Consider the following 3806-nt stretch of genomic DNA (forward strand, 5'->3'; position numbering starts at 1 on the left):
GATCACGGCCAGCGGCGGCATTCGCTGACGCGTAGCCGTTGTCCAGGGCGTGCTCCCGCTGCAGGAGCACGCCCTGGGATTGGGACCAAGATGGACCGACAAGCCGCTTTCAGCGGCCTCATGCTGGGCGCTGAATGTCCGGTTTTCGCGTCTTGCACCCGCAACTTGCACCCAAAAGCGGATCGGCAAAGACCTACCCGTCGCGGCTGTTCCCATGACATCTCGAACGGAGACAAGGTCGGCCTCAGGCGAGCCTTGCCAGACGGTCGATGAGGGCGGGGTCGTGCAGCACAGCGAGGCGTTCCTTGGGGGTGAGCCACGCCGTGGCCTCGGCCAACTTCTCGGCTTCGGCGAGCTTGGCCGCGGCCAGCGCCCGGTCGGGGTCGATGGCGCCGCGGGGGCGGGGGCTCGCCGGCGGCAGCATCGCCGCATGGGCGGCGGCGAAGCGGTCGTCCGCGTGGAGTGCGGTGAGGGCGTCGGAATCGTCGAGGCCGGTGGCGGCGTTGCGCCGTGCCAGGGTGCCCGCATTCGTGGCGATGGCGGGCGGGTCGCGCTCCTCCGGCGTCATCAGGAGGCCGAGGCGCTTCAGGCCGAGACCCCAGGCGAGCTGCCCGCTCGCCCAGGAGATCGGGATCGCCAGCACGAGGCCCAGGATGGTCGGCGACATCCACAGGAACAGCGAGGTCGCGATGGCGAAGGCCGCCACCCCCGTCACCAGCCCCAGCGCCATGTGCCAGCGGTGGCGGCGCACGATGTCGCCGAGCGGGATCGAGCCGTCGTCGCGCCGCTGCGGGTTCCAGCCGGTGTCGCGGCCGGCCAGAATCTCGAAGACGGAGCCGGACTGGACCAGCATGGCGATGGGGGCGATCAGCGCCGAGAGCAGGGTCTCGATCAGGCTCGACAGGATGAGGCGCACGCCTCCGCCGCAGGCCCGCCGCACCGGCCCGTCGAGGAGGGCGAGGAGAAGCCCGAGGAATTTCGGCGCGAGCAGGATGCCCATGGTCAGCCCGAAGAGCTGGAGCGCGCGCACCGGGTCGAAGCGCGGCCAGGTCGGGAACAGGCCGGAATTGCCCGAGAAATAGTCGGGCTGGACATAGGCCGTCTGCAGAACCAGCGCGATGCCGACCACGAGCTGGGCGAGCCAGAGCGGGGAGGCGACGTAGCCGGCGATGCCGGTGGCGAAGTGCTGGCGCGAGGCGCCGTAGAGGCCGGCCGCACCGATGACGCGGCTGTGCTGGAGGTTGCCCTGAGCCCAGCGCCGATCGCGCACGGCGACGTCGATGAGCGAGGGCGGGCTCTCCTCGTAGGAGCCGGGCAGGGTCGGGCGCATGGTCACGCTCCAGCCGGCGCGCCGGATGAGCGCCGCCTCGACGAAGTCGTGGGAGAGGACGTGGCCGCCGAAGGGCGGCTTGCCGGGCAGGTCGGGCAGGCCGCAGCTCTGCGCGAACGCGCGGGTGCGGATGATGGCGTTGTGGCCCCAGTAATTTCCGTCGGGGCCGGACCAGGTCGACAGCCCCGTGGCGATCACCGGCCCGTAGATGCGGGCGGCGAATTGCTGGACCCGCGCGAACAGGGTGTTGCGGTTGATGATGAGGGGCAGCGACTGGATGATGCCGGCATCCGGATCGGCTTCCATGGCGGCGGCGAGCGCCACGATGCAGGGACCGGTCATCAGGCTGTCGGCGTCCAGCACCAGCATGTGGTCGTAGGACCCGCCCCATCGACTCACGAAGTCGCCGATATTGCCGGCCTTGCGGTGGTGGTTCTTCGCCCGGTGACGGTAGTACAGGCGCGCATCCGGCCCGAGGCGCTCACGTAAGCGCAGATAGGCGCGCTCCTCGGCGATCCAGGCGTCGCCTTGCGTCGAATCCGAGAGCACGAACCAGTCGAAGGCGGCGCCGTGCCCGGTGGCCTCGACCTCGGCGCGCATCGCCTCGATCCCCGCGAAGGTGCGGGCGGTAGCCTCGTTGTAGACCGGCATCACGACCGCGGTGCGGGCGGTCAGCCGCTCAGGCGCGGGCTCGTCGGCGCGACGGCGCAGCAGCACCAGGAAGCCGAGGATGGCACCGGTGAAGGCCAGGGCGATCCAGGAGAAGTTCAGGGTGAAGAGCACGAGCAGCACGTACTGCAGGGCGGTCGTCCCGCCCGACACCGCGACGACCTCGTACATCTGCCAGGCGCCGTAGGCGGTGAGCAGGGCCGCCGCGCCGAACACGAAGGCGCGGGCCGCGTAGGGGCGACGCTCGGGCGCCACGGGACGATGCCCGATGTCGGGATTCCAGGTCTCCAGGCTCTGCACCGGCATCGCCAGGGGCGCCTCGGGGGGCATCGCCGGCGGGAAGTTGGTCCCCGCGGCCGGGGGGATCGGGGGGGTCAGGGTGTCCAACGGTACAGCCATGTCTCGGTCACCGGCCGGTCCTCGCGCCGAAGGAGGAGCCGCAATTCACACGCCTTCGCCCCGGCCGGATCGAGCTCGAAGGCGACACGGACGGTGCGGCGCTCGGGATAGCGGTAGAGCCGGCGGTCGAGGATCGTGCCGGGGGAAGCGGTGAGCACGGTCCGGAGTTCCGGCTCGGCGGTGAAGTCGTCGCCGCTGAAATCCACGGTGAACAGGCGCCGCCCCTCGGCGCTGCCGCGGCCGCTCCGCGTGGCGGTGACGGGGGCGAGGCGCAGCCGCTCGGGCGCGTCCCAGCCCCAGCTCTGCCGATAGGCGATGCTGCGCTCGGTGCCGGCCTCCATCCCGTCCCGGGGGCGCCAATAGGCGAGGATGTTCTCGTTGGCGTCGGAATCGCTGGGAATCTCGATGAGCGTGACGGCGCCCGGCCCCCATGACCCGCGTGGCTCGACCCAGAGCGAGGGGCGCCGCTCCCATTCGTTGCGATCGTCCTGGTAGGCCGCGTAGTCGCGGGCGCGCTGCATCAGGCCGAAGCCCTTCGGGTCCCCGTCGAGGAACGAGGAGATCTGCAGGGTCTCCGGGTTGCGCAGGGGACGCCAGATCGCCTCGTTCGCGCCGGTGCGGATGCGCAACCCGTCGGAGGCGTGGGCAGCGGCACGGATGTCCTCGGCGGCGCGCCGGTCGGTGGCGCCGAACAGGTAGCGCGTGGTCATGCTGCCCAGGCCCAGATGGTCGATGGCGGCGCGGGCGAAGATCGTGCCGGTGACCTCGGCGGTGGAGAGCGGGCCGGGCCGGCACTCGAGGCGCAGGGCGGCGGTGGCGGAATCCGATTCCACCAGGGCATGGACCACCACCGCCTCGCCCGAGGCCGGGCGCTCGACCCAGAGGGCGCGGAAATGCGGGAATTCCTCGCCGCGCGGGTCGGCCGGGCGCAGGGTCAGGGCGCGGGCGGTGACGCCGAAACGCTGCCCGGCCGCGGCCAGGCGGAAGAACGACGCGCCCTGGAACAGGGCGAACTCGGCCAGTTCCTCGCCGCCGAACCGCGCACGGATGCGGATGCCGGAATAGCCCGGATCGTCCTTGAAGGCCGGCAAAGCCGGCCCGCCCTCGACGAAGCGGGCGGGATCGTAGGGCACCGGCCGCACCAGGCCGTCCTCGACGAGGGAGAGCGTCACCCGGTCGTCGTAGACCGAGCCGCGGTGCAGCGGCTCGACCGTGAAGCCGACGCCCTCGCCCGCCCAGATCGCCCTGCCGGGCGTCGAGCGGATGCCGGCATAATCCTCCCGGCTCAGAGAGGTCAGCGACTCGGGGAGATCGGCAATCGGCCTGACATAGGGGCGGGCGGCGAGGGCACGGGCGAGGTCGGTGACGAGGCTCGGTTCGAACCGGGCTCCGGCCGCGGGCAGGGCGG

General features: G+C 71.8%; 2 protein-coding genes. Both read right to left on the reverse strand.

What is annotated here, in order from left to right:
• Positions 1 to 244: 244 nt before the first annotated feature.
• Entirely contained in the window at positions 245 to 2398 is a 2154-nt protein-coding gene (mdoH, locus tag ACFE7U_RS17325) for a glucans biosynthesis glucosyltransferase MdoH (protein WP_375410952.1), read from the reverse strand.
• On the reverse strand, positions 2374 to 3806 hold a 1433-nt coding region (locus ACFE7U_RS17330; RefSeq protein ID WP_375410953.1), incomplete at its 5' end, for a glucan biosynthesis protein. The genes mdoH and ACFE7U_RS17330, both read right to left, overlap by 25 nt.

The sequence above is a fragment of the uncultured Methylobacterium sp. genome (assembly GCF_964251405.1).
GTDB lineage: Bacteria > Pseudomonadota > Alphaproteobacteria > Rhizobiales > Beijerinckiaceae > Methylobacterium.